We start from the raw sequence: 25574 nt of genomic DNA, 5'->3' as shown, positions 1-25574 counted from the left end.
GTGGAGGGGAAGTGGGGGTCTTGGAAGTGAAGGGGGTTCAGCTCAGGCGCAGGTGAACGACCAGCGGCAGTTGTTGGAGATGCACTCCCGGTCGGAGGCGCATGCCGCTCCCCGCGACTTCTTGTTCTGGCACTTGCCCGAGTTCGTTCCCCAACCGCAGTACTGGTTGCTCGCGCAGTGCGAGTCGCTGTCGCACAGGCATGAGCCCGTGGGGTTGATGTAGCAGTCCGCGCTGCACCGGTCCGTCGTGCACTCCTTGTCCGACTTGCACGTCTGCCCGTACGTCTTCGACCGCGGCGTGTAGCACCACCCCACCGTGTCCGCGCATCCACCGCACGCCCCCGACAGGCACTGTCCATCCCGGCTGCACGAGGCCCAGTTGGCCTTCTTCGCCACGCAGTCGTTGTCGCCCGGGTTGGCCGGAATCTCGTCCTGGCAGTAGCTCGTCGAGCCGCAGTCCCCATCGTCGTTGCACACGCAGCGCCCGTCGAACGTCGAGCACAGCACCGAGGTGCACTGGTCGCTGATGCACTCCGCGTCGAAGCGGCAGCCCTCGTTCAGCGTCTTCGAGTCCGGCGCGTACGCCTTGCCGCACACCGTGGGGTAGCGCGCCTCGCGCACGGACTTGTCCTCGTAGGCGGCAATCCCGCTCGTGTCGATGTCCGAGGCCGGGTCCGCCATGCCCGTGCGCGGCCCGTTCGCCCGCTCCCACATGCGCAGGAACGTCTCCGACGAGCCAGAGAGCCCCGCCGTGTTCGCCCCCAGCCGCCCCAGGTCCTTCAGCAGGTCCGGCAAGAGGCCCACGTGCGCCAGGCCGTACTCGTCGAAGTCCGTGCCCAACCGCCCCGGCCCGGACACCTCCTGCTGGTGCTCCTGGTCATCCGCCTCGGCCTGGAAGCCGGCCGAGCACGCTCCCTTGGACCCGAAGCGCGGCCGCGTCTGCTGGATGAAGCCGTTGAAGTCCGCGCCAAAGGCCATGGGCACCTTCAGCCCCTGACGGCCAAACTCGTACGCCTGCGCCACCGAGCGGCTGGAGCCCTGGCAGTTGTTGGCGATACCGGACTTCGTGTACGCGCGCGTCTCGTCGTGCGCCGTGCGCAGGCCGAACATGCCTCCCGTCTGCCGCAGGTAGCGCACCACCCACGCCGGCGTCGTCTTCTCGTTCTCCGCTAGCTTCGGGTTCATCACCTCGCGGAAGTGGCCATGCGAGATGTAGAGCGGGTAGTAGTTGTTCGCCTGGGCGATGGCGTAGGCGTCCTGGGTGCTCTTCTCGGACAGGTGCGCCATGTCCACGAGCATCCCCTTGGCCATCATCGCCTGCACCAGCGCCTTGCCATCCGCCGTGAGCCCCTTCGTGTTGCGGCAGTTTCCCGCCGCGTCCCGCGCCACGTCGAAGCCAAGCGTGAAGGAGCCCGTCGTCACCCCGCAGTCGTAGTCGATGTGGCAGTTCTCGGTGAACTGGGCCGCCTGGAAGATGGCGTTGTGCAGCGCCGCGCCACCGAAGCGGTTGTCCAGCTGGTGCACCGGCTGGAGGGAGCGCACGCCCTGGGCGTAGAAGCGGTCGAGCTCGCTGCGCCAGTCCTTGGTGCCGAAGAGCTTGCTCGTCTCGATGGAGAGCACCAGCGCCAGCTTGCCGGCCCCGATGATCTGCCGGGCATGCGCGGGCGACAGGGCGATCTCCGCCCAGTCCGTGCGCGCATCGAAGTCACGCGCCATCTGGAGCTGCACCTCGACGTCCGCCATCTCGTCACACGGGCGCTTGAGGTTCTGGTACGGCAGCACCTTGCACAGGAAGCCGTTGCTCACCAGCGACACCACCACCAGCGACATGCCGCCCTGGTGCGCCTGCCGCAGCCAGCCCTCCCAGGATTGCTGGTGGGCAATGGTGTCCCAGCGGGGCCACTCGGTGCCCACCTCGCGCCGGCCCAGGTGCAGGCCCGTATCCCCCTGCGTGCCCTCCATCTTGCCAATGAACTCCGAGCCCACCGCGCCCGCGATGCCAAAGAGGTCCGAGAGAATCGGCACGCCCCGCAGGTCCACGCTGCCCGAGTTGGGGCACAGGTTGAGCAGCTCGCTCAGGTCCATGCGCACGCGGGCATGGTCACTCTCCGGTGCACCGCCGTCACAGCGCGTCAGCGTGCCGGTGTGACTGCCGTGGAACCAGCCGCCGCCAAAGGCCTCCTCGGCGAACATGTGGTGGTGCAGCTCCGCGAAGCCGCTCACCACCCGCTGCTGGTTCGTTCCTACTTGGAGGGGCTCGGGCTCCGGCGCCACGGGAGTGCACCCCTGGGCCAGGGCGAGCGATAGAGCCAGAACGAGCACGGCTCCGCATTGAGGGGGGGATTTCATGATAGGGCTCCTTTACGAGGAAAGCCCTACTTATAACGGTCATTGCCCCCAAAAATGAAGGGAGAGGCGCACGGAGAGTGCAGCTTCAACCGGTGCGCCGCTCGGCGAGAAGGCCGAAATGGCGCCGGACGCGCTCGGCGGGCCCGAACAGTCCCGCCAGCTCCAACCGTTCCGCGGCCCACGTCACCGCCGCGGGCAGCGAGGAGGCGACGTAGTACGGCGAAGGCATGGGCTTGAGGTGGATGAGGATCCTCGCCCCCAGCGCCATGAGGGGCGAGGTGATGATGCCCGCGGTCCCAAGAGAGCAGCTGCGGAACAGCGCCTCGTGCTCCTTGATGAAGTCCGCCTGCCGCTGGCGCTGCTCGGACGTCGTGTTCTTCAGCAGGTGCGTATCCAGGATGCCGACATACCGCTCCCCCCGGCGCAGGTACGCCAGCAGGCGGCCCAGGTACTGCTCCTGCTGCGAGTTCGTGAACGCACTCGGGAAGCGCACCTGCAACAGCGGCCAGAGGGAATCGTCGATCGTGATCGAGGCCGAAGGGTCCATACGGCTCAGGGGGCGGGGGAACGTTCATCCTACGTCAAGGGCGCGCGATACTTCTCGAGCAACACGCCGCCCATCAGAGTGACCCCCGCTCCGTTTCACTGGTCACCGGTGACCAGTGGAATTGCCCGGCTCCGTTTCACTTGTCACCGGTGACAAGTGGAATGCCCAGTTCCGTTTCACTGGTCACCGGTGACGAGTGGAATGCCCCCCGCTCTATTTGGACACCTGCTCTGCATCACGAAGGAAACTCAGCCGCATGAACGCCGAGCGATTCTGGAAAATCATCGAGTCGTCCCGGAGCGGGTTCGACCCAGACCGACTTGACGGGAACATGGAGCAGCAGTGCCTGGAGCTCAGGCGCATGCTGTTGGAGCTTCCGCCCGAGGAAATCCTCGAATTTCGCAACCAGCTTCTCGAGCGAATGGCCGTGGCATTCCACTGGGACCTGTGGGGGGCTGCATACATCATCGCGGGCGGCTGCTCGGACGATGGCTTCGCGGACTTCCGGAGCTGGTTGATCTCCATGGGGCGCCGCGTCTTCGAGGCCGCGGTAGCAAATCCGGACTCACTCGCCGAGGCCGCCAATGCCCCTGGCGTCGAGGACGTATTCTTCGAAGAGTTTCAATACGTGCCGGCCCAGGCCTACGAGGAGCTGACAGAACAAGAGCCTCCCGCGTACGCAGGACCCTCCCCCGTTGAACCCGCTGGAGAGAGGTGGAGCGAAGACGAGGGGAACCTCGCGCAGAGGCTCCCCAGGCTCTGGGCAAGATACCGGCGGGGTTGAGCCGTCCCCACCGCCCTACTTCGCCAGCGTGCGGTACTTCTCGTACAACGCCTGCTGACGGCTGGTGAGCGGCACCTGCTTCCCGCTCAGCCACATGCCCACCGGACGGCTGCTCACCTCCAGCGGCTCCCCATTCCACAGAACCAGGTCCGCCACCTGCCCCGGCGCCACCTGACCTCCCTCCAGCCCAAAGGCCTCCGTCACGTTGGACGTAATGGCCCGCAGCGCATCCTCGTACGGCAGACCCCACGCCACCGCGTTACCCGCCTCCTGAGCCAGGGTGCGCACCATGTGCGGCTCGCCCATGGTGGAGATGAGCACCTTCACCCCCGCCCCGCTCAGCAGCGCCGCCGAGTCCATCCGGCTGTTCAACCCGTCGAAGCTCGAGGGCAGGTTCTGCGTCGGCTGCACGATGACTGGCACCTTCGCTGCCGCCAGCTCCGGCGCCACCATCCACGCCTCACGCCCTCCGGCGATGAGCAGCTTCAACCCGAACTCGCGCCCCAGCGCCAACGCAGCCCGGATGTCCGACACCCGGTTGGCCGTCACCACCACCGGCAACGCTCCCGTCAGCGCCGGCTGCAGCGCCTCCAGGTCCAACCGGCTCGCCGCCAGCGTGCGCATGCGGTTCTGCTCGAAGTCGCCCTTGCGCTTGTTGTACTCGCGCGCGTCCGACAACAGCTCCCTCAGCCGCTCCAGCACCAGGGCGCGCGAGCCCGACACCGCGTCACGCCCGGAGACTCCCAGATTCACATGCAGGGCCAGCGGCGCGCGGCGCACCGTCCCGTCCGTACCCACCCATGCGCTCTGCCCCGACACCAGCCCGCCCGCCGGCACCACTCCCGCTGCCGTGACGCCTCCCAGCCTCGCCACCGGGAAGGTCTCCGCCGCCGGGTTGAGGCTGTCCGCCACTCGCAGCGCGGCCCGAATGGGCTCCTTGACCGACTCGCCCCTCAGCACGTCGTCCACCGTGCTCTCCTCCATCCCCACCTCCACCACTCCCAAGCTGGTGAGCGGATCCACCAGGCCCGGCGTCAGCACCCGGCCCTTGCCCTCCACCACCCGGCACCCCGCGGGCACCGCGCCTGGCGCCCCAGGCTGCACCCGCGTCACCTTCCCGTTCTCCACCAGCACGAAGGCGTGGGCCTGCCACGTCCCCAGGGAGAGCACCGCCACGTCCTGGAACGCGGTGCACGTGCCAGCCTCCACGTCCAGCGGCCGGGCACACGAGGCCTCCCGCGAGGGCTCGCAGCGCTCACCGAGCCCCGTGTCCTTCAGCAACGGCGGAGCCCCAGGCTTCACCGCCAGCTTCGCCGAGCCCGCGGCACGCTCGCCCAGCTCGAAGTCACTCGCCTCCACCGCTCCACCGTCCGCGTCATAGGTGACGACCCCATCCGCCCAGACGCGCTGCGCGCGGGCGTAGACGGACAGCGGGTGGTTCTTCCACAGCACCACGTCCGCCATCTTCCCCGGCTCCAGCGAGCCCGTCCTGTCCTCCACCCCCATCACCCATGCGGCGTGCAACGTCACCCAGCGCAGTGCCTCCTCCTCACTCAGGGGAATGCCGGACTCGCGCGCCCGCCACAGGGCCTTGCCCGCCTCCTGGTTGAGCCGCTGAATCCCCAGCGCCGAGTCCGAGTGGATGACGGCGCGCCCACCCGCCTGCGACACCAGGCCCGCGTTCTCCGGAATCCCGTCCCAGGCCTCCATCTTGAAACCCCACCAGTCCGCCCACGTGGCCACCGCCACGTTCTTCTCCGCCAGCCGGTCGCGCAGCTTGTAGGCCTCCAGCGCGTGGTGGAAGGCGCGGATGCTGTAACCAAACTCCTCGGCCACCTGGAGCATCACCGCCATCTCGTCCGCCCGGTAGCAGTGGTTCTGCACGAGGATGTTGCCGCGCATCACCTCCACCAGCGTCTCCAGCTGCAAGTCCCTCAGCGGCGCGGGCCCGGCCTCCTCGGGCTTCTTCGCGCGCTTCTTCTCCCATGCCTCCCAGCGCTCCTGGTACTCGCGGGCCCGGGCGAAGGCCTGGCGGTAACCAGCCACGTTGCCCATGCGCGTGGAGGGCGCGCGGCGATAGGCCGTGCCGTAGACGCGGCGCGGGTTCTCACCACACGCCATCTTCAGGCCGTCCTTCGCCCCCGGAAAGCGCATCTCCGCCGCCGCGCGGCCAAAGTGCAGCTTTACCGGGAAGCCCCGCCCTCCAATGAGGTTGGCACTGCCCGGCAGCACCAGCAGCGAGGTGATGCCACCCGCCGCCGCGCGGCGCAGGCCTGGATCCTGCGGCCAGAAGGAGTGCTCGGCGGACACCTCGGCCGTCACCGGGGCCGTGGCCTCGTTGCCGTCACTGGTGGAGGTGGTGTCCGGCGAGGCGTACACGCCTAAGTGACTGTGTGCGTCAATGATGCCAGGCGTCACATACAGCCCTGTTCCATCCACCTCCTCGGCGCCGGGCGGGGTGGTTACCTCCGCGTTACGGCCCACCGCCACAAGCTTCCCCTCTGCGAAGGCCACCGCGCCGTCCTCGATGAACGGGCCCGAGGCCGGCATCACCGTCGCGTGACGCACCACTACCGCGCGTGTCTGGTTCCACACCCGCGCTGGGACGCCCGGTGAGGAAGCAACCTTTGCGGGTGGGTCCCCAGAGGGCAATGTGCGGGAGGAGACGGTTGCGCAGGAGGTCAACAGCAGCAGGGAAATGTGGCGGTAGCGCATGACCGGGCTCGTATCACGGTAGAATCCCGTGCGCCCATGCCTTCCGCCTCCCCTCCCCCACCCCCACGCACACCGTCCTCGGAGATAGGGCTCGCGGCCCTCGAGGACGTGCGGAGCCAGGAGGGCTGAAGTCTCCCGTCTCCCCTCTCCCCCACCGCAGCAGCAAGAGCAGCCCATGACCGCGTCCATTCCCATCCAATTCCCGAGTCAGTTCCGGGGCATGTTCCAGCGCGTCGAGTCCACCTATCGCCCTCTGCTGGAGGATGCGCTGAAGAAGGTCCACCAGGTCCCCATCCCCGTGGAGCTGCGGCCCTTCTTCGATCACGTCACCGTGGAGAGCCCTCAGCCCTCCTTCATGCTCATCCCGCTGATGTTCCTCGCCGCCGCCGAGGCCTCCGGGGGAATCACGCCGCGGCACATCGACGCCCTGCCCTCGATGCTGCTGAGCATGGAAGTGACGGCCATCGCTGACGACACCGTGGACCGCACCCCCATGCGCTCCGGACGGATGAGCTTCCCCCGCCGCTTCGGCGAGGCGAGCGCCACGCCCTTCACCGGCGCACTGCTCATGCTGATGGCCCAGCACGCCCGGCGCTGCCCGCCCGAGTTCAACGACGCGCTGCTCCAGTACGTCCTGCGCATCTTCTCCATGTTCCTCTGGGAGCGGCAGAACACCTACCCGGAGCAGGCCACGTACGAGCACTGGCTCTCCCAGCGCTACGCCGCGACGGGTGTGGCAACGGCGTTCGCCATCGACAGCGCCCTGGCCCTCAACGGCCGCGCGCCCCTGCCTGCCTCCGTGGTGGAGCGCTTCAGCTTCATCTTCCAGGACGTGGATGACCTCGTCGGCCTCCTCGAGCGCCGCGACGAGCAGGGGGAGAACGATGACCTGCAGATGGGCATCGTCACCCGGCCCCTCATCCTGTCGCTCACCCGCAGGCCCGAGCTCGCCTCACTCGTCGAGCAGCTCTGGAAGGAGTACCGCCCGCTCCACCGCGCTTCCCTCATCGAGTTCCAGCAGCAGCACGCGGAGGTCTCGGACCGGACCCGGTTCCTCCACGAGCGCCTGCGCCAGGCGATGCTGGAGATCGGCGTCCCGGAGGCGGCTCGCTGCATGATTGAGGATCTCCGCCTGTGCCTGGAGGAGACCCCTACCCCCATCCGCCCCTTCCTGCGCGAGTTGACCCTCTCCATTATCGACCGCCTGCAGCGCTGTGAGGATCCAGAGGTGAACCGCATCCTCGCGGAGTGCTTCCTCGAGGAGAAGCAGGACGAGGCCACCCAGCCCGGACGGAGCTCCACCCCGGCCCGGGAGCCCCGGACCATCTGCGTCTATTGCTCCTCCAGCGGCGTGGTGGAGCCGGCGTGGTTCGAGCTGGCCGCTGCGCTGGGGGCGGAGATCGGCAAGCGCGGCGACAGGCTCGTCTTCGGCGGCGGCAACACGGGACTGATGGGGGCGGTGGCCCACGCCACGCGCGAGCACGGGGGCGAGGTCATCAGCGTCATCCCAGAGGTGATGCGCGGTACGCCCTATGTCTTCGAGCCCTCCACCGAGCTCGTCGTCACGAGAGATTTGCGCGGCCGCAAGGCGGCCATGGAGACGCGGGCCGACGCCTTCGTGGTGCTCCCCGGCGGATTTGGCACGCTGGACGAGACGCTGGAGATCATCGCCTCCAAGCAGATGCACATGCACCGCAAGCCCATCGTCTTCGTGAATGCGAAGGGCTTCTGGGAGCCGCTGGTCTCCCTGTTCGAGCACCTCTTCCGGGAGCGCTTCGCCAGCGCGCAGCACCACCGCCACCTCTACCACCTGGCCCAGGAGCCTGCGGGCGTCTTCGAGTACCTCGACGCCTACGTGCCCCCGCCCTTCCCCGCCAAATGGTTCTGAGCGCCGACGCAGCACGAGGAGAAAGAGTCGTGAAGAAGATTACGTTCGTGAGCACCAACCGCGGAAAGGAGAAGGTGCTGGCGAAATGCGTCGCGGCAGTGGGCTACGAGCTCGAGCGCCTCGAGCTCCCCATCATCGAGCCCCAGGGCAGCACGCTGGAGGCCGTCGCACTGGACAAGGCGAGGCAGGCCGCCGCGTACTTCGAGGAGCCGCTGGTGGTGGAGGACAGCGGCTTGAGTGTGGACTCACTGGCCGGCTTCCCGGGCCCGGTGACGAAGTACGCGCTGGAAACCATCGGCGTGGCCGGCCTGTTGAGGCTCACCCATGGGCAGCAGCGGACCTGCCGCTTCGTCGGCGCGCTGGTCTACATGGACCAGGACGGCGTGCCCCACACCTTCACTGACAGGCAAGCCGTGGGGACGCTGGCCCTGGAGCCGGACGCAACCCGGGCCACTGACGCGTGGTCATCGCTGTGGAGCATCTTCATTCCGGAGGGCGGCTCGAAGCCCCTCTCCGCAATGTCGCCGGCCGAGCGCGACGAGCTGTTCGCCCGGTGGCAGCCCCACTCGGTATACGCGCAGTTCGCACGGTGGCTGGCGGAGCGGGACGGAGCAGCGCTCAAGAGGAGCGGCGGCGGCGCGCCATGAGTGGAGCGAGCGCCCCCAGCAGCAGCCAGGGCGCATCCGCCGCAAAGCCCGAAGTGCAGCCGCACCCGGAGTCTTCCGGTCCACCGCTCGGGGCGGCCCCCACCCGCACGGTGAAAGAGCAGCTCGCCGTGTTGCCTGCACTGTCGGACGCCGTCACGCGCACCTCGGTGTCGCCCAGGGGGAAGGTGGCACCGGGCGGCGTGCTGTAACCGAGGGTGACGTCCGAGGCGGTGTCCGTCGCCTGCGCAGGCGCGTAGTGGACCACCGCGCCCTCGGTGCTGGTGGCGATGACTTCCACGTCCGCCGGGCAGGTGAGGTCCGGCGGCTTGCAGTCACCGAGGAAGGCCGGGGACAGCGAGTACGGCTCCCTTCCCCGGCTCCCTTCCTGCGCGGAGTAGTAGAGGGTGCCGCCCGTGAACGTCAGCGCCCGCGGCGCCTGGCCCGCCACCGCAGGGTCCACCACGCGCGTCCCCGCCTCCGTTCCATCGCTCACCCATAGCGCGACGCCGGAGCCCTCGTCCGCCGTGAAGAAGAGCCTCGAGTCCGCCGCTGTCAGCGCGAGGGGCGACGAGCCCGCACTCCCGAGACGAATGTCCCTGACGCGCACCGTGCCCGCCTCTGTCCCATCGCTTCTCCACAGCTCGGCCCCGCTGGCTCCATCCTCCGCGACGAAATAGAGCGTCTCCCCCACGCCAGCGAAGAGGCGCGGATTCGAGCCCGTGGCTCCAGCATGGATGTCCCTGACGCGCCGGGTGCCTCCGGACGTCCCATCGCTCACCCAGAGCTCGGCTCCCGTCAGCTCGTCATCCAGGCGGAAGAAGAGCTTGCTGCCCGCCGCCTCCAGTTCGTCGGGCGCGGGGTGTAGCGGCTTGCCGAAGATGTCTCGGACGCGCACCGTGCCCGACTCCGAGCCGTCGCTCATCCACAGGTCATCATCCGTGGTGCCATCGTTGGCCGTGAAGAAGAGCGTGCTGCCCACCGCCGTCAGCTGGCTGGCGTAAGAGCTGCCCTCCGCCGCCGCGATGTCCTTGACGAGCTGCGTGCCCGCCTCCGTTCCATCACTCTTCCACAGCTCGAAGCCGTGGGTGCCGTCGTCGGCGGTGAAGAAGAGAGCGTTGCCCATGCGCCTCATCGAGCGGGCGGAGATGGAGGTGCCAGTGCCGGGATGGATGTCCTTGAGGAGCCGCGTGCCCTCGAACGTCCCGTCCGACACCCAGAGTTCCCGGCCCGTCAGATGGTCGCCGGCAGCGAGGTAGGCCTTGCCGCCCAGGACGAGCATGTCCGTGGGGTTGCCTCCCTCCTCCCCGAGGTTGAGCTCCCGAACCATCACCGTGCCCTCTCGCGTCCCGTCGCTCTTCCACAGCTCGAAGCCGTTGGTGCCGTCGTTCGCGGTGAAGAGAAGCCCCCCGTTCAGCTCGGTCAGCAGCGCGGGATTCGCGCTGTCCGACCCGAAACGGATGTCCTTGACCAGCACCGTGCCCGCCGCCGTCCCGTCGCTCTTCCACAACTCCGCGCCATGCTCCCCATCGTTCGCGACGAAGTAGACCGTCTCGCCGATGCGCAAGAAAGAGGTGGGCGACGCACTGGCCGCCCCCGGAGCGATGTCCGCAAGGGCAGCCGGAGGACGGCACTCGGGTCGTGGAGTGACCTCCGCATAAGCCAGCGAAGTGCTGCTTCCCACCAGCGCGAGCGCCAGAGGCCAACCCCACGCCATGGACCGATGAGACATCCGCTCTCTCCCTTCACAGCGAGGCGCCACCGCGGGGGCACCGCCAAATGACACAGGGGGCGCGGAGCCCGGGAGGTCCCCGGAAGCCTCGCGCCCCCTGCATGAAAGCCCGCTACGCCTTGGATTGCATCACCGGGAGGGCAAACCTCCCGGTCCTCCGGCGAGACGGATTACAGCCCGGTCAGGTCGTAGTACTCCGCCGACGCCTGGTCGTGGTTGCTCGCACCACCCACCGCCAGCACCGTGCCGTTGTTGAGCAGGGTCGCGGTGTGCTTGTAGCGGTCCACGTTCATGGCCGCCGTGTCGCTCCAGGTGCCCGCGGCCGGGTCATACAGCTCGGACGAGTTCAGGATGCCCGGCAACTGGTGGTAACCACCGGCCACCAGCACCCGGCCATCCGGGAGCAGGGTGGCGGTGTGCCACCGGCGAGGCGAGCCCATGCTGCCCGTGGCCGACCAGGTATTGGTGGCCGGGTCATACACCTCCGCCGAAGCACTCAGCGCCACGTCGAGGCCCGAGCCACCCGCCACCAGCACCTTGCCATTGGGCAACAGGGTGGCGGAGTGGGAGGAGCGGCCCGTGCCCAGGCCCGCCGCGGCCGTCCACGTCCCGGTGGCCGGGTCGTAGAGCTCCGCGGAGGAGAGCAGGTTGTCGGAGGCATCGCTGCCGCCCGTCACCAGCACCTTGCCGTTGGGCAGCAGCGTCATGCTGTGGAAGGCGCGCGCCGTGCGCAGGCTACCGGTGTAGGACCAGGTGTTGGTGGCCGGGTCATACAGCTCGGCCGAGGCCAGCGTGGCGCTGTCGTGCTCACCGGTGCTGCCACCGGCCACCAGCACCTTGCCGTTGGGCAGCAGGACGGCGGTGTGGTGGAAGCGCAGGGTGTTGAGTTGGCCCGCGGGCTTCCACTTGCCCAGCGACGCGGAATACACCTCCGAGGTGGCGTTGGTGATGGAGCCCGAGTCACCGCCCGAGATGAGCACCCGGCCATCCTGCAGCCTGGTGGCCGTGTGACCGCGGTGCGTGCCCAGCGTGTTGCCCGTAGAGGACCAGGTCTTGGTCTCCGGGTTGTACAGCTCCGAGGTGGTGTTGAAACCACCGGACACCAGCACCCGGCCATCGTCCAGCAGGGTGGCGGTGTGCAGCAGCCGCGGCAGGGCCATGCTGCCCGTCAGAATCCAGCCACCGCCCGGGTCCTCGCACGAGCCAGAGGCGCCCGGAACCACCGTCACCGTCCGGGTGATGGAGTCAGTCTGGCCGGCCGAGTCCGCCACCGAGTACGTGAGGGTGTAGGTGCCCGGCACGCGGGTGTTGACGGAGCCGGAGACGACCACGTCGGACGATACGTCACCGTCGCAAGCATCGAACGCCTGCACGCCCGTCTCGACGTACGGCTGGCCGCACTCGAGCGTCATCGACTCGTAGCCAACCAGCACCAGCAGCGGAGCGGTGGTATCCGACACCACCACGCGGGTGGTGCAGGTGGACGTGTTGCCGAAGCTGTCCGTGGCGGTGTGCGTCACCAGCGTGGTGCCCAGCGGGAACACGCCGGAGCCGTAGTCGCTCAGGGTCACGCCGCCGCACGCGTCGTAGGCGGACAAGTCGATGCTGACGAAGCCGCCGCCGTAGGAGCACTCGGTCGTCTCTTCTTCCGCGCAGTACAGCGTCGGGGCCGTGGTGTCGGCGATGGTCGCCATCGCCGTGCAGCTCGACGACAGACCGGTGTTGTCGTAGCAGGTCAGCGTGATGGGGATGTTGCCGATGCCCAGGGGTCCGGGCGGCGTCTGGACGCAGTACGCCAGGTCTCCATCCAGGTCATACGAGCCATTGTTCACGTCAACCGTGGCGCCGCAGGTGTCGTCCACCGACACGCTCACGTCCTTGCACTGCGCCACCGGAGGACGGTTGCCGCCGCCAATGGACCGGCAGGAGGCGCTGCACGAGCCGGAGCCGTTGGCCGCGCCGGTGTCGCACTGCTCGCCCGGATCCACCTTGCCGTCACCGCACCAGTGCAGGCGGCACACGGACGAGCACAGCGTGCCCGGCACACCGTTGCTGGCGCCGGTGTCACACTCCTCGGGGTACTGCACCACGCCGTCGCCGCAGCGCAGGGGGATGGCACCGCGGGCCAGCACGTAGGGCACGCCATGCGAGCCATCCGCGAAGTCCTGCGAGCCCGGCAGGCGCGAGCCATTCTCTGGATCTCTCGCGATGACGAGCGGGGTGAAGTTGGCGGCCGGGTAGGAATCAAAGGCCTCGTGCACGGAGCAGTCCCACTTGGAGAGCATGTCATCCGTCAGGCCTGACAGCGCGTCGTGCGTGGCCACGATGTGCGCGTTGTCGTAGCAACCCACGCCTGTCACGGTGAAGGACCCGAACGGCTCCAGCACCTGCACCGGCGTCTTGGGCGCGGTGTCGTGGTAGTAGCAGCTCAGGCTGATGTAGGCGCCCGTCTTGCCCTCCTGCGCGGCAGCGAACCGGACGGCGTTGTGCGTGACCTGATCCTCATTGTGGTACACGGGATCCGTCCCCACGATGATGACGTTGCCATCCACCACGGGGCCCCACTTGTCGCGGGTGTTCACCGCCGCGGCGATCAGCATCAGGGTGCCACCACACGTGGAATCACCCAGGATGATGGCGCGATAGCTGGCGAAGTCCGCCGAGCTCTTCGCGGACCAGTTCGCGGGGGAGACCACGTCCACCGTGTAGCCCAGGCTCCGGGCGGACACCGCCTCGACGCTGTCGTTGCCACCCGTCACCGAGCTGCTGAGGATGAGCACCTTGTTGGTGCTGCTCAGCCCCTGCGGGCGCGTGCTCATCGCGGAGGGAGCGACCTTCTCGGACGACGGGCTCGCGCCGTCCACCTCCGATGGCAGCTCTCCGCCGCAGGCCGCAACCAGCAGCACGCTCAAGGCCATCAGTATCCGGTGGCGAATGCCGCTCCCATGTCTCGTCTGGGTATCAAACTGCATCAGTACCCGCTCCCCTCTGTTCAGACGCATCGCGCTCTCCCCGAGCTGCTCTGCGACCATGGCGGCGTCCCCACCTCCACCGCGTTGTCGGCACTCCCGGTTCTGACCTCGGACGTCCGGTCCAAACGGGCAAATGTAATTTTATACCGGGACTACCCGAATAATAGAATCAATCATTCAAGATGACCATCCGGGTAATGCCGGAATATCACCTTGATGACGCGGTGCGGCCCGGGACTGTGGGGTGCCGTTCAGGGTTGGGTACGAGTGCCCTCCAGAAAGGCCCCCAAGGTGCGCGCATAGTCCACACCCATACGCTGGGGGACGGTGTCGTGGTCGGCGCCCTCCACGAGGACGAGCTGCTTGGGCTCGTGGGCCACGGAGTAGAGGTGCTCGGAGAACTCGGGGCGGATGAAGTCGTCCGCCGTGCCGTGCAGCAGCAGCAGGGGCACACCCTGGAGTGAGCGCACGCGCCCCTCTGTGTCCCAGGTGCCCTCGGAGAAGAAACTGGCGGGGAGGTCCATGTTGCTGGAGTCACGCACCAGCCCCTGCACGGAAGTGAAGGGGGACTCGAGGACGAGGGCCGCGGGCGGCACGTGGGCAGCGAGCTGGGTGGCCACTGCCGAGCCAAAGGAGCGCCCGTAGTAGACGAGGCGGTCCGCCGGCACACCCGCCCGCGCGGAGAGCCACGCGAGCGCCGCCTTGCTGTCCTCGAGCAGACCCGGCTCGGTGGGCTCCACGTCGGTGGAGGTCCCCCAACCGCGGTAATCGAAGACGAGCACGTCGTAGCCAAGGTTGGCCAGGCCCTTGGGCCGGGAGATGTGCGCATCCAGGTTGCAGCAGATGCCGTGGAAGTAGAGGACGTAGGCACGAGGAGGCTGCTGTATGGCTTTGACATACGCGGCCCCCAGCCGCACCTGGCCGTCCACCACGAGCTCCACGGGCTCAATCTGCTCGGGAGACACCGTCTCCTCGGGGGTGTCGCCCTGGGCGGGCAGCGTGTAGTGGTCCACGCGCGTGCGACTGTAGAGGAAGGGGTCCAGGTCATAGCAGGCCCCCACGCCCACCATGGCGCTCAACAGCCCGACTGCCAGTAGACGGCGGCTCATTCCTCATCCCCTCCGAAGCGGTAGCGCACACCCAGCAAGGCACCCAGCGCGCCCATGCCGCCAGGCCCCTGCCAATCCGCCGCGTTGAAGCGGGTGGCGTAGTCCGGCTGGTACCAGCGCAGCTCCAGCTGCACCCCCCACGAAGCCAGCCGCACCTCCTCGCCAACGGCCAGCGACAGCAGAGGCGGCCCACCTGCGAGCTGCACCAGGCCGGTGGCCGACGCATACGAGAGGAAGCGCCCGCCCAGGAGGTAGCTGACGGTGGGCGACACCTCGAGGTAGGCGCGCGGGGACACCTGGCGCGAGGCGAGCACGCTGGTGAAGCCATAGAGGCGCCCGCCGAGGGAGAGGGCCGGCACCGCGCCGTCCTGGGCGAGTGCCAACCAACTGCCGCCCACGTCCAGGCCCGCCACGCCAAAGGAGAGCGAGGTGAGGTGCACATGGGCTGCCACATCAGCGCGCTCGGCCACGCCGTAGCGGGCACCGACGGTGCTCAGCGGCACGGGAATCACGGGACCCACGCGCACCAGGGGCCCGCCAATGGCCCCCTCTACCTGCACGGCGCCTCGAGGCACCGGGCGCACCTGGGTGGTCAACCCGCATCCCGTGGCGAGCAGGGCGGGCAGGAGCAACAGGGCGGTTCTCATCACGTCCCGCCCCATAGCGGAAGTCGGGACAGGTTGCCCAGTCCCCCCTCCCCCATCAGTCCCAGGTCACCACGTACTCATTCTCGTTGGGGGACAGCGAGCGAGAGCTCACCTTCGTGCCCTTCACCTTCGCCACCTCACACATCGCAGTGAGCCCACCCTCGGTGTGCGGCCGGGGCATCACCTCGCGCTTGGCGAGGATGCCACTCCTCGGCCCTGTCAGCGTCACCTTGAGCTCCACGTGCTTGGACGCCATCTGCATGCCCGTGGGGATGTTGGTGAGCAGCCGCCTCGGGTCCCCCTGCGCCATCAGGATGAGCACCTTGCCCGCCGCAGACGCGTAGAAGGCCTTGCCCCCGGCATAGCCAATCTCCCACATGGCCCGCTCGAAGCCGCCGAACCTGTCGCTCATCCGCCGCGCCGCCGCGTAGAGCAGCTTGATGTACGAGTAGTGCGCGTAGTTGAAGAAGTCCAGGAAGCGCGCCTCGCCGCAGGCCGCCAGGCACTCCTTGACGGCCTCGTCACCCTCCAGCCGACGTACCAGCTCCAACACGCTGTTGTGGAACAACCCTCGCATGAGGTCGTCTGAAGAGAGCAGGGAAAGACGCCACTTCAGCTCCTCGTCCGAACCAAGCTGCAACAGCGAACTCCATCCCCACATCGGGTGAGCGAGGTTACTGAGTTCAGGGTAGCCCGGCACGGAGGGCGAAGGTAGAGGAATGGGCTGCGCCGGGAGCAGGGTCGCGGTGACGAGGAAGGCTCTGTTACGGTGAGAGCATGTCTTCGACGCTCGTGCTGGGGGGCTCCGCGGTCGTCCCGTCGCTGCTGTTGCTCTGGTACATCTACGCCAAGGACAGGAACCCGGAGCCGCGCGGGCTGCTGCTGAAGACCTTCCTGCTGGGGGCGGCCATCTGTGCCCCCGTGGTACCGGTGGCCATGTGGCTGGAGTCCCTGGGCCGTCAGTGGGAGACGGGCATCTGGAGCACGGCGCTGGTGCAGGCCTTCCTCGGCGCGGCCATCCCCGAGGAGCTCTTCAAGTACCTGGTGCTACGCCGGTACGTCTGGAACAAGCCCGCCTTCGACGAGCCGCTGGACGGCGTGGTGTACGGCGCCACCGCATCGCTCGGCTTCGCCACGCTGGAGAACATCCTCTACGTGGGTGATGGCGGCATGGGTGTGGCGGCGCTGCGCGCCCTCACCGCCGTGCCGGAACATGCCTTCACCGGGGTCATCATGGGCGCCTTCTTGGGCCGCGCCCGGTTCGCTCAGGACGAGGGCCAGCGCTTCGGGCTCCTGGCCGCGGGACTTGGCCAGGCCATCCTCCTGCACGGCGCCTATGACGCCTTCCTGATGACGGGGACGGGCTTCGCCCTCCTGGCGCTGCCAACGCTCCTGCTCACGGTGCGCTGGGGCCGCGGCCTCTACAAGGGACTGCAGCAGCAGCAGGCCCTCGCGGGCACGGGCCAGGTGGCCGAGCGTTTCGTGGCGGAGGAGCAACTCCTGGTGAGCGAGCCCGCCCGGCTGGCCACGGGGGGCATGAGCTACACTGCGGTCGCCACGGAGCTGAGAGCCGAGCACGTGCGGCTGTCCTCTGCTCTACCGCCTGAGCCCCAGCGCACCTTCTTTTCCTGGCTCAAGCTGGGCCTGGGCGGCCTCGGGCTGACCGCCTGCGGCCTGGGGTGGCTGATCGTCGCCGCCATCCTCTTCGGCGAGCCGGCGGACACCGACGTCGCGGTGACCGTGGTGGTCCTGTGCGCCATTCCCACCGCGCTCTTCCTGCTCCTCTTCCGCTCGGGACTGCGCGGCCCGTTCGAGACGGGCGCTACGGCAGCACTTCGAAGCTGACCAGCTCTTCCGTCTGCCCGCCGGTCTCCTTCACCTTGCCAATGCCGCGAACGTACCAGTAGGTCTTCGTCTTGCTGGTGCCCGCCTTCTGCAAGACGAGCGCACGGAAGGTGCCGGCGGGGACGGTGACGGGCTCGTCGTCGGCAAGCACCGTCCAGCGCTCACGGACGGTCTCCGTGCTCGACAGGCCCTCGGAAGGCAGCTTCGTCTCCGCGTAGACCTCGAGCCAGGTGGCGCCTACCGCGACATGCTCGGGCGCTTCGTCCACATGGAGCTTGGCGGGTGCCCAGTGCTCCTCGGTCTCGACAGTGTCCGTGTTCGCCTGGAAGGACTGCTCCCGGTAGCGGATGATGCTCGTGCCCGAGAGGACCTGCCAGCTCACGGTCTTGTCCGCCGCCCCCTTGCGCGTCACCACCTTGTTGGCGAGGACGTCCCGGTTCGGCCCCGTGCCTCCGACAGGCTCCAGCGCGCCCACCGTGGTCTCCTTCTCCGAGACCTCGCCATCGTCGATGACCCGATAGGTCCAGCGGTTTCCCGCCTTCCACGGCAGCAACGGGCCTGACGTGGGCTCGACAGTGGAGTCACTGGAGCCAGTCCCACCGCAGCCCGCGGCGATGAGTCCCACCATGAACAGCGTCCGCAACAACCGAGCGGTGTGTCTCATCATTGCCCCCGTCCCGGGTGCGGCCGCGCCTGCTTGACCGTCAGGGCTGGCGTCTCACCAGGCTCACCGTCGAACTTGAACTCGACATCCATGGCGTACCACCCGGTGTTTCCCGCACGTGGCCCGTAGGCCGGCGAGAACCGCTGGTGGATGAGCTCGAGCGCCTTGCCGAGCTCGTACACCTGGGCGGACGTGAGCACCGTCTGGCCCGTCACCACCAGGTTGGAGTGAGACAGGTACGTGAGGGGAAGCCCGGGTTGGTTGAACTCGTAGATGAACTGGTCGCTCGTAATGCCCGGTGGGGGATGCACCACCTCGGCATCCCCGCCCACCTGCACGTTCACATAGAACCCAGGCTGCAGGCCCGACGGGTCGAACGGGTTCGCCGTCAGCGCGACACCATTGGCCTCCTCATCGGGGAAGTTGTGGTGCACCAGCAGCGCCATCACGATCGACTTGTGGTCGATGCTGTGGAACTCACGCTCCTCGAACGTGCGGAACAGCCAGATACTCGCCCAGGTCTTGCGAATGGCCTCGAGGACGTCCTCCCAGTCACTGGGGTCTCCCGTGTGCGACTCGTAGCACCCCGCGCAGGGGAAGCCTTCCAGGTCCTCGCTGTTCGTGCTGGTGCGGAACCGCATGGTCAGCCCCGGGTAGTCCGCCGCCAGCTTCTCCTGGAGCATCCGCTGAAACTCCGCGTTCACCGGAGCCGCCTTCATGGCCGCGCGGAACTCCTTCAGGCGCGCGTCACGAACCTCCGGCTTCGCCTGGAACTCGGGGTCCGCCAGCAGCTCATCCAGCCGCGCGTAGAACCCGTTCTCCTCCATGAACTGCACGTAGTACCAGGCAGGAATGGCGAACGCCTTGCGCACGGGGAGATCCTCCGTCGTGGCCAGGACCGAGTAGTGCGCGGCCTTGCCTCCGAACGCCGGGATGGCGGCCTTGAGCGCCTCGCGCAGCGAGCCCGTGCCACCGGTCACGACGTCCTCGATGTCACGAAACTCCTTCACCGTCAGGTCGGCTGAGGGCAGCACCACGGGCACCGGCTTGTGCTCCTCCCAGTACGCATCCGCCTCGGCCACCGTCACCTCCTCGACGCTCCAGTCGAACGCGCCGACGGTGAGCCGCACCCACTTGCCCTCGAGCGCCCGGAGCTGAGCGTTGGTCATGGCCTCGCGCAGCCCCATGTTGGGCGTCTTCCGGTTCTGGGACAGCACGTTCACGTGCGACAGCGGCGTCTGGAACTCCTCGGTGATGATGCCCACCACGGTGGAGATGTCGTTGGGCAGGCGATCCAGCACGACGATGTCGCGGTACGCGAGATAGGTCGTCTCCAACTCCTCGGCCTGAATGAAACGCAGCCGTCCAACCGAGGTGGCGAGGTTGAGCGGCTGGTAGTCGGTGGCCGCGTAGAGCTCGTCCGTCGTCATCACCCGGATGCTGGACGCCAGGTTCTTCGCCTCCGCCTCGACCGCCTGAGACGTGGGGTGGAAGACCAACGCGGAGCCGAAGTAGCCCGCGTCACGCACGGACTCGTAGAGCTGGGTCATCAGCTCCGCCGAGGCGGTGTCGTAGGGCGCGAGCTCGAGAGCCCAGACACCGGGCCCCTCGTAATACGTGACGGCTCCGAGCAGGAAGCGGCGATCCGGCGCGTAGTACTCGGTCTGGTTGAAGTCCGCCAACGAGCCGACGATCGGCAGCCCCTGGCCGGACAGGTGCGAGGAGACGAACTGGTAGTGGATGGCGTACTTCTGGCTGTTCTGGAAGTAGAGCGAATCGCCGTCGAAGCGGTCCATCACGACCTTCACCGAGCGGGCGCCCGGGATGCTCGTGTCGAGCGGCTCCGACGCGAGGACCGTGAAGTCCCCCTGGCACCCGAGACTCTTCAGGAACTCGGGCGCTGGGTCGCCCTCCGCCAGCTCGCAGGTCCACTCCTTCACCTGCTCCTCAGGGGACGGGCTCGAGGTGCACGCGAGGGAGAACGCGACTGCTACCAGGATGAATGTGTATGGACGCAAGACGGCCTCCATCGGAGCGCTCAAGGAGTGGTGGCGAAGCAATAGAGGCCTCCGTAGCCGCCGCCGCCGCCCACGGTGGGCGAGCTGCCGCCAGGTCCGTTGTTGGAGAGGTTGACGCCAGCCGCGCAGCCCGGCGCCTGATGGTCGGAGATCCAATGTCCCCCGTTGGAGGGGTTGCTCGCGCTGCGAGGCCAGGAGTGACCGATGTAGGGCCGCCCTGTAGAGCCGACAGAGCTCGTCCAGTCGTTGCAGGTACTGGCCATGCCGCCGCCCGCGAACTGCCCCTGCTTGTTCGAGCCCGTCAGGGTGTCGTGGTTGTCGACCCCCTGGTGGTTCGGCTCGCCGCGCTCGTTGGGGAGGTCGTTCTTGAGCTGCGCGTCTCCCTGCGGACGCGCGCTCAGGAGCGCCGCCTTGTTCTCGGCTACGAGCCGGCCGCTGCGGTCGTACCAGGGCCCCTCACCAATCCGCTCGATGGCATGGACGGGACCGCCAGTGGCACTGCCCGTCGACGTGCTCAAGAAGGCGCGCCAGACCTTCTGCCCGGCGCCGGCCAGACCCATCTCCGCGATGGTGCGGCAGAGCTCGTCCGCACCTTCCAGCCCCGTCGCCTTGCCGTAACGAAGATCGCCGCCAAAGCCATTCTGGCTGCCGGAGAGTTGGCGCATGGCCTCGATGCTGGTGACGAAGAAGCTGAACTTCTCGAGGTCCCCTGGACCCGGGTCGCTCACCGTCGAACCGTCGCCCGTCCCCTCCCCGCCGCTCCCCGTGCCATCCAGGCCGCACGCCAAGCCACCAACCCCCAGAGCACATAGGGCCGCTGCAGACACCACTCGTATTCTTCTCATCGGGAGAGCCTCCTATCCCTTCGCTTCACTGGCAGGTCAGATCCGGCTGGCAGGTCTTGCCCTCCGGACAGTCCTCATCACCACTGCACGACACGAGTCCGGGAATGAGGATCTCGCGGTCCACCTGGGACAGGACCAGCAACTCCACACATCCGACGCTGGTATCCGCCGAGTCCGCGGAGCGCCGGCTGATGGTGATTTTGGGAAAGCCGGCCACGCCCACGTCGAGCAACTTTGAGATCATTCCCGCGGGGAGGGTGTAACTCCCGGTGTCCGGGAGGCCATCACACTCGAGCGAGGCGGCGATGCCTCCGTGGTGCGCGAGATCCACAACGAGTTGGATGCGTGCCGCCGCAGCAGAGGTGGACGGTGCCCACGACACCGTGGCGGGCTTGCTCCGTTCGAGCGTCATGGCTTCTTCGGGAACGACGAGGGCGCTGACGCCCTGGCCCCGCAGCGTGAAGGACTCCACCTCCGAGCCAGCCGCCACAAGCTTGATGCTCGCGCCCTCATCAAAGCCGGGATGCGGGAGCGTCGTCCCGCTGCTGGAGTAGAACCTCGCGGAGCTCGGCGACAGGGAGAGCTCGGACTTCAATCCCCGCACACGCACGGAGCCCACGTTCCGCGCGGTGGGATAGGGAATGCAGACCCCCTCCTCACCGCAGGTCTGTGAAGCACCGCAGGCCGGCTCGCAGAAGAGCGTGCGTCCACGCAGCAGACGGCACTCGCCCTCCTGGGCCTCCACCTGTCTCACATTGGCTGGAACGACACCGCTGAGCACCCGTCCCTGAACCGCCGTGTATCCCTCCCCAAGCTCGACGATGAATTGCCCCGCCCGCTTGCTCGCGTCACAGGGCGAATAAGTGAGCTCCGAGGTGTCCGTGTCCTCGCTGTCATCCGAGGGAGCCGGAGTCGAGGAGTCACAGCCCAGCACCCATACCGCCAGGAAAAGGGGCCATGCGCGATGAGATGTCTTCAAGACGGTCTCCAGGAGCAGACAGCAAGGGAGCGGCCACCGGACAGGCGTTGTCCACTCCCCTGCGCCGTGCCTCAACTGTTACCACGATGTGCCAGGCTGAAAGACTATCCGAAATGAATTGAAACAAAGACTCTCAACCGGGCACGGATGGACAGCGCGTGCTCAGCGGGGGCCGGTGGCGGAGCCCGAGCCATCCGGATGAGGCCCGCGCCCACCGGGGCCGCCGTCATGCCCGCCGCGCCCACCGCCATGCCCGCCTCGCGGCGCATACGGCTCGCCATCGAGCGTGGCCGTGCCGCACTCCGGGCCGAAGCTCAGCACGTGCTCGGTTCCGTCCTCCAGGACCTGACGCACAGTGCCGGAGATGGGCGAGCGGCAGACGGATGGCGCCGGCCGGAGCAGGTCCGTCACGGTGATGGTGGAAAGACCCGTGTCCGAGTACGTGGCTTCGAAGCTTCCATTCAGTGCGCGGGTCGGCTCCTCGGCGGAACGGTCGATGGTGACGGTGAGCGTGCCCGTGAGGTGGAGACTCCGTGTCACCTGCCCCTGCGCGTCCCGGACCTCGCGCGTGGTGTCCAGCGTACCGGTGCGAGTGGAGATCGTCTCGCTGGCGGACTGGCGCCCCATCGCGGTGGTGGTGCCCTGGAAGCTCCGCACACTGCCGTCCGACAGAGTCTGCGTGGTAGCGAAGGTCGCGCTCTGGATGTTGTCGAAGCTCACATCCTCGGCACCGCAGGTTCCATTCACGGTCACGTCATGGACGAGCTCCACCGTGCCACTGGAGCTGACAGGCCGGGGCCGTGCATCCGCCTGCTGCGCCTCCGAGCCCTCTGGAGGCGGCGGACGATGCCCCTCGTGCCCCTTGCCTGCCTCGCAGTCACTCCACTCGTAGCGCATCCGGGAGGGAATCGTCCGGTCGCACACCTGCACCTCGGTGACCTCCGGCTCCGAATCGCAGCGGACCGCGTCCTGCTGGTTCCGCCCCAAGCGGCCCAGGTCGCGATCCAACCCGACAATCAGCCGCTCCAGCTCCGCGAAGTGGGACGAGTCGCTCGCCGTCCCGAGTGCGTCGCCCGCCTCAGCGACGGCGGCCTCCTGCGCACTCTCGCTCGAGTTGGCTCCACAGCCCGCACCTAGCGCGGCCGCGAGCAGCACGGCCCCCCACAACTTGTCCCGGCCCAGGCCCTTCTTCGCATCCAGCCCACGCTTCATGGTCCTGACTCCTCGACACTCCCGTGTCCACGTCGCGGGGCACCGGCCTGCCCCGCTGAGCATCAAGGTAGGAACCAGATCTTAAGAAACTCTTACGGGGCCTCCCGTACAGCTCACGCGAGCCAGATGGCCTCGACGCGGGAGCGCACCTGGCGCCGCCCCTCGGCGAAGCCCGGCAACGTCCGGAGGGGCACGAGCGCCGGGCAGCGGTCTATCCACTCCAGGTCGATGAGCGCCGTCTCCACGGCCCGGCGGAAGTACCCCATCGCCTGCTCCGCGTGGCCGCAGAGGCCGAGGATCTCGGCGGAGATCTGACACATCAAGGAGACGAACCGCGGGCTGTTCGTCCGAGAGAGCGACTCCTCGAACATGGGGATCAGCTCGAGCGCACTCACCTCGCCCAACGCCGCGGCGGCATAGCGGCCGGTGATGACGGCGATGAAGTCCAAATCCGCGGCCGTCTCGGCCTTGCTGCGCCGTAGCTCCTCCGTGTTCCGGGTCCACCCGGCGACCCGGACCCGCAGCGATTCCGCCGCGGCGCGGTGCGACGGAGATGCGCTCAGCCGCTCCACCGCCCACCAGTAGTCGTCCATCTTCCCGCGCAACGCGCTGCAGCGAGCCAGCTCGAACAGCGCCGTCACCAACGTGGGAGACAAGTCATAGGCCAGGCGCAGCCGCACGAGCCCCTCATCCGCGCGGCCCGCCTCACACTGCAGGCTGCCCAGGTACTGCAGCGTCGGAGCATGACAAGGCGCGATGTCCAAGGCCGTGCGCAGAGACGACACCGCCGTGCGCCAATCATCCACCTGGGCGGAGAGCATTGCCCGAGCCAGGTGCGTCTCGGCTATCTCCGGCGCCAGATGCAGGGCCCGCTCGACGCTGGCGCGCGCGGCCGCGGCATGGTCCCGCTGGGCGTCCTTCATGCCCATGAACATCACGCGCAAGCTCGCGATGGCATGGAGCGCAATGGCCGGCGCGAAGTCCGGCGCCTGCTCCAGGCACGACTCGAGCAACACCAGGGGCCCTCCGTCGTGGCCCCCGCGGAAGGCCGCATGCAACTCGGTATCCGCCTGGCGGTACAGCGCCAGCACCTCAGGAGGAGTACTTGCGCGCCAGGCCAAGAGAACCACCTCGCCTCGCAGCTCCTCGGCGATGCGCGGCACCAGCCGGTCCTGCAGCTCGAAGGCGTCGGTGGAGGTGTACTCGAACCGGCCGCTCCAGACCTGGGTGCCGGACTGCGCCTCCAGCAGCCGGATGGAGACCCGCACCGCCGGACCCGCGCTCTGCACCGTCCCCTCCACGACCAGATCCACCCCAAGCTCGCGCCCCACGGTCCGCGGGTCGCGCTCGTTGCGGAAGCGCGCCGTCACCCCGCTGCCGGGCACGCGCAGCCCGCGCGCCCGGGAGAGCTGATCAATGAGGGCCTCGGTCAGCGAGTCCCCCAGGTACTCGGAATCGCGTGGCCCCTGGAAGCGCAGCGGCAGAATGGCCACGCCCTGCTTCGGCGTCGGCGTGGTGGTGCGAGGCGTGTTGCGCGTGGTGAACGTCGATGCACCGAGCCCGGGGATGTGCCCCCCCGTCATGGGCCCCTGGGTGGGCGGACCCGACAAAGTGGGCTCCCCCACGCTGACGAGCCAGTCCCGCAGCGCCCCGGCCACCTCGAGCGCGCTCGCTGGCCGCTCCTCGGGAGCGCGGCCCAGGCAGCGGTGCACCAGTTCGGAGAGGGGCGCGGGGACGGTGGCGCGCTGCCGCAAGTCCGGAGGAGTCTGGCGCAGGCGGGCCATGGCGGCGGCCCATGGCGTCTCCCCGGAGAAGGGCACCTCGCCGGTGAGCAGCTCGTACAACAACAGCCCCACCGCGTAGAGGTCCGCACGCGCGTCCACCTGCTCGCCGGATACCTGCTCCGGCGCCATGTACATGGGCGTACCCACGGCGCCCATGGTGCGCGAGGCGACCTCCCCTGCCACCGCCCGGGCGATACCGAAGTCGGTGAGGACAACGCGCCCGCCGGCCTCGACGAGGATGTTGGCCGGCTTCAGATCACGGTGCACCACCCCTGCGGCATGGGCCGCTGCCAGCCCCTCGCAGATGGCCAGGGCGATGCGGGCGGCGCGAGACGCGGCGAGCGGGCGCTCCCGGGCCAGCAGCGCGCGGAGATCCTCCCCCTCGACAAACTCCATGGTGAGGAAAGCCTGGCCCTCATGAGTGCCCAGGTCGTGCATCCGCGCCACGTGGGGGTGGGTAATGCGGCGGGCGAGGCGGACCTCGCGGGAGAAGCGCTCGAGGGCGTCCGGGCCCGCGTCCTTGCCAAGTTCCAGCGTCTTGAGGGCCACCACGTCGCCCACGAGGCTGTCGCGCGCCTGATACACCGTGCCCATGCCGCCACGGCCGAGCATGCGCACGAGGGCGTAGCGCCCGGCGAATAGCGGCCCGGGCGAGGGCTCCTGGGTGGGAGAGCCCGCGGAGCGGATGACGGTGTGGTCGCCCCCTTCGAGGGCGGAATCGGGGGGTGGGGAGTTCTCGGGCAAAGCACCTGGAATCTACCCCGGGCCCCCCATGTCCCGCCATTCACGGGGGTACAAAACCCGGCCCGCCCAGGAAAGGTTCCTCACGGCTGCCAGGAG

18 protein-coding genes are annotated in these 25574 nt (G+C 68.3%); 4 read left to right on the top strand and 14 right to left on the bottom strand.

What is annotated here, in order from left to right:
• Window positions 1-42: 42 nt before the first annotated feature.
• Entirely contained in the window at window positions 43-2349 is a 2307-nt protein-coding gene (locus OV287_RS11025; RefSeq protein ID WP_267533976.1) for a membrane dipeptidase, read from the bottom strand.
• Window positions 2350-2434: 85 nt separating this feature from the next.
• Window positions 2435-2896: a hypothetical protein gene (locus tag OV287_RS11020; RefSeq protein ID WP_267533975.1), complete on the bottom strand. Its 462-nt coding sequence runs from the start codon at window positions 2894-2896 to the stop codon at window positions 2435-2437.
• Between the two features lie 256 nt (window positions 2897-3152).
• Between OV287_RS11020 and OV287_RS11015 the strand changes: the two genes are divergently transcribed.
• Window positions 3153-3680 carry a DUF4240 domain-containing protein gene (locus OV287_RS11015; RefSeq protein ID WP_267533974.1) on the top strand — a complete coding sequence of 176 codons (528 nt, stop codon included), beginning with the start codon at window positions 3153-3155 and terminating at the stop codon, window positions 3678-3680.
• Window positions 3681-3695: 15 nt separating this feature from the next.
• Here the strand turns inward: OV287_RS11015 and OV287_RS11010 are convergent, their stop codons facing one another.
• Complete coding sequence (locus OV287_RS11010) at window positions 3696-6275, bottom strand: amidohydrolase family protein (protein ID WP_267533973.1); 2580 nt, start codon at window positions 6273-6275, stop codon at window positions 3696-3698.
• A gap of 295 nt (window positions 6276-6570) precedes the next feature.
• Here OV287_RS11010 and OV287_RS11005 point away from each other — a divergent pair, with 295 nt between their 5' ends.
• A complete protein-coding gene (locus OV287_RS11005) occupies window positions 6571-8283 on the top strand; it encodes a TIGR00730 family Rossman fold protein (RefSeq protein ID WP_267533972.1) in 1713 nt (570 codons plus the stop codon).
• Between the two features lie 29 nt (window positions 8284-8312).
• Window positions 8313-8930 carry a non-canonical purine NTP pyrophosphatase gene (locus tag OV287_RS11000; RefSeq protein ID WP_267533971.1) on the top strand — a complete coding sequence of 206 codons (618 nt, stop codon included), beginning with the start codon at window positions 8313-8315 and terminating at the stop codon, window positions 8928-8930.
• Here the strand turns inward: OV287_RS11000 and OV287_RS10995 are convergent.
• The 5 genes from OV287_RS10995 to OV287_RS10975 all read right to left on the bottom strand — a co-directional run bounded on the left by OV287_RS10995 (window position 8902) and on the right by OV287_RS10975 (window position 16027).
• Entirely contained in the window at window positions 8902-10659 is a 1758-nt protein-coding gene (locus tag OV287_RS10995; protein WP_267533970.1) for an ELWxxDGT repeat protein, read from the bottom strand. The two genes, OV287_RS11000 and OV287_RS10995, sit on opposite strands and share 29 nt — an antisense overlap.
• 170 nt (window positions 10660-10829) lie before the next feature.
• Complete coding sequence (locus OV287_RS10990; RefSeq protein WP_267533969.1) at window positions 10830-13661, bottom strand: Kelch repeat-containing protein; 2832 nt, start codon at window positions 13659-13661, stop codon at window positions 10830-10832.
• A 221-nt stretch (window positions 13662-13882) separates the two neighbouring features.
• Window positions 13883-14740, bottom strand: a complete 858-nt coding sequence (locus tag OV287_RS10985) for an alpha/beta hydrolase (RefSeq protein ID WP_267533968.1) — start codon at window positions 14738-14740, stop codon at window positions 13883-13885.
• Window positions 14737-15387, bottom strand: coding sequence for a hypothetical protein (locus OV287_RS10980; protein WP_267533967.1), 651 nt, complete (start codon window positions 15385-15387; stop codon window positions 14737-14739). Before OV287_RS10980 ends, OV287_RS10985 begins: the two co-directional genes overlap by 4 nt.
• Before the next feature lie 55 nt (window positions 15388-15442).
• Complete coding sequence (locus OV287_RS10975; RefSeq protein ID WP_267533966.1) at window positions 15443-16027, bottom strand: TIGR02265 family protein; 585 nt, start codon at window positions 16025-16027, stop codon at window positions 15443-15445.
• Between the two features lie 137 nt (window positions 16028-16164).
• Between OV287_RS10975 and OV287_RS10970 the strand changes: the two genes are divergently transcribed.
• Window positions 16165-17232, top strand: a complete 1068-nt coding sequence (locus tag OV287_RS10970) for a PrsW family intramembrane metalloprotease (RefSeq protein ID WP_267533965.1) — start codon at window positions 16165-16167, stop codon at window positions 17230-17232.
• Here OV287_RS10970 and OV287_RS10965 read toward each other — a convergent pair.
• The 6 genes from OV287_RS10965 to OV287_RS10940 all read right to left on the bottom strand — a co-directional run bounded on the left by OV287_RS10965 (window position 17210) and on the right by OV287_RS10940 (window position 25478).
• On the bottom strand, window positions 17210-17899 hold the full coding sequence (locus tag OV287_RS10965) for a hypothetical protein (protein WP_267533964.1): 690 nt from the start codon (window positions 17897-17899) through the stop codon (window positions 17210-17212). The genes OV287_RS10970 and OV287_RS10965 overlap by 23 nt on opposite strands.
• Entirely contained in the window at window positions 17896-19914 is a 2019-nt protein-coding gene (locus OV287_RS10960) for a PEP/pyruvate-binding domain-containing protein (RefSeq protein ID WP_267533963.1), read from the bottom strand. The genes OV287_RS10965 and OV287_RS10960 overlap by 4 nt, the downstream gene beginning before the upstream one ends.
• 20 nt (window positions 19915-19934) lie before the next feature.
• Window positions 19935-20759 carry a hypothetical protein gene (locus OV287_RS10955; RefSeq protein ID WP_267533962.1) on the bottom strand — a complete coding sequence of 275 codons (825 nt, stop codon included), beginning with the start codon at window positions 20757-20759 and terminating at the stop codon, window positions 19935-19937.
• A 25-nt stretch (window positions 20760-20784) separates the two neighbouring features.
• Complete coding sequence (locus tag OV287_RS10950) at window positions 20785-21738, bottom strand: hypothetical protein (RefSeq protein ID WP_267533961.1); 954 nt, start codon at window positions 21736-21738, stop codon at window positions 20785-20787.
• 162 nt (window positions 21739-21900) lie between these two features.
• A complete protein-coding gene (locus tag OV287_RS10945; RefSeq protein WP_267533960.1) occupies window positions 21901-22950 on the bottom strand; it encodes a hypothetical protein in 1050 nt (349 codons plus the stop codon).
• Between the two features lie 113 nt (window positions 22951-23063).
• Window positions 23064-25478: a serine/threonine-protein kinase gene (locus tag OV287_RS10940; RefSeq protein ID WP_267533959.1), complete on the bottom strand. Its 2415-nt coding sequence runs from the start codon at window positions 25476-25478 to the stop codon at window positions 23064-23066.
• Between the last annotated feature and the right edge of the window lie 96 nt (window positions 25479-25574).

Source organism: Archangium lansingense (genome assembly GCF_026626635.1).
GTDB classification, from domain to species: Bacteria; Myxococcota; Myxococcia; order Myxococcales; family Myxococcaceae; genus Archangium; species Archangium lansingense.
The sequence above is the reverse complement of the archived record's forward strand: the minus strand, read 5'-3'. Positions and strand labels throughout refer to the sequence as shown.

Bases quoted from the DNA above. Each gene is read 5' to 3' on its own strand.
- OV287_RS10990 (WP_267533969.1), bottom strand. From the start codon at position 13,661: ATGCGTCTGAACAGAGGGGAGCGGGTACTGATGCAGTTTGATACCCAG.
- OV287_RS11005 (WP_267533972.1), top strand. From the start codon at position 6,571: ATGACCGCGTCCATTCCCATCCAATTCCCGAGTCAGTTCCGGGGCATG.
- OV287_RS10980 (WP_267533967.1), bottom strand. From the start codon at position 15,387: ATGAGAACCGCCCTGTTGCTCCTGCCCGCCCTGCTCGCCACGGGATGC.
- OV287_RS10945 (WP_267533960.1), bottom strand. From the start codon at position 22,950: ATGAAGCGTGGGCTGGATGCGAAGAAGGGCCTGGGCCGGGACAAGTTG.
- OV287_RS10965 (WP_267533964.1), bottom strand. From the start codon at position 17,899: ATGATGAGACACACCGCTCGGTTGTTGCGGACGCTGTTCATGGTGGGA.
- OV287_RS10985 (WP_267533968.1), bottom strand. From the start codon at position 14,740: ATGAGCCGCCGTCTACTGGCAGTCGGGCTGTTGAGCGCCATGGTGGGC.
- OV287_RS11015 (WP_267533974.1), top strand. From the start codon at position 3,153: ATGAACGCCGAGCGATTCTGGAAAATCATCGAGTCGTCCCGGAGCGGG.
- OV287_RS10995 (WP_267533970.1), bottom strand. From the start codon at position 10,659: ATGTCTCATCGGTCCATGGCGTGGGGTTGGCCTCTGGCGCTCGCGCTG.
- OV287_RS11020 (WP_267533975.1), bottom strand. From the start codon at position 2,896: ATGGACCCTTCGGCCTCGATCACGATCGACGATTCCCTCTGGCCGCTG.
- OV287_RS11025 (WP_267533976.1), bottom strand. From the start codon at position 2,349: ATGAAATCCCCCCCTCAATGCGGAGCCGTGCTCGTTCTGGCTCTATCG.
- OV287_RS10970 (WP_267533965.1), top strand. From the start codon at position 16,165: ATGTCTTCGACGCTCGTGCTGGGGGGCTCCGCGGTCGTCCCGTCGCTG.
- OV287_RS10955 (WP_267533962.1), bottom strand. From the start codon at position 20,759: ATGAGAAGAATACGAGTGGTGTCTGCAGCGGCCCTATGTGCTCTGGGG.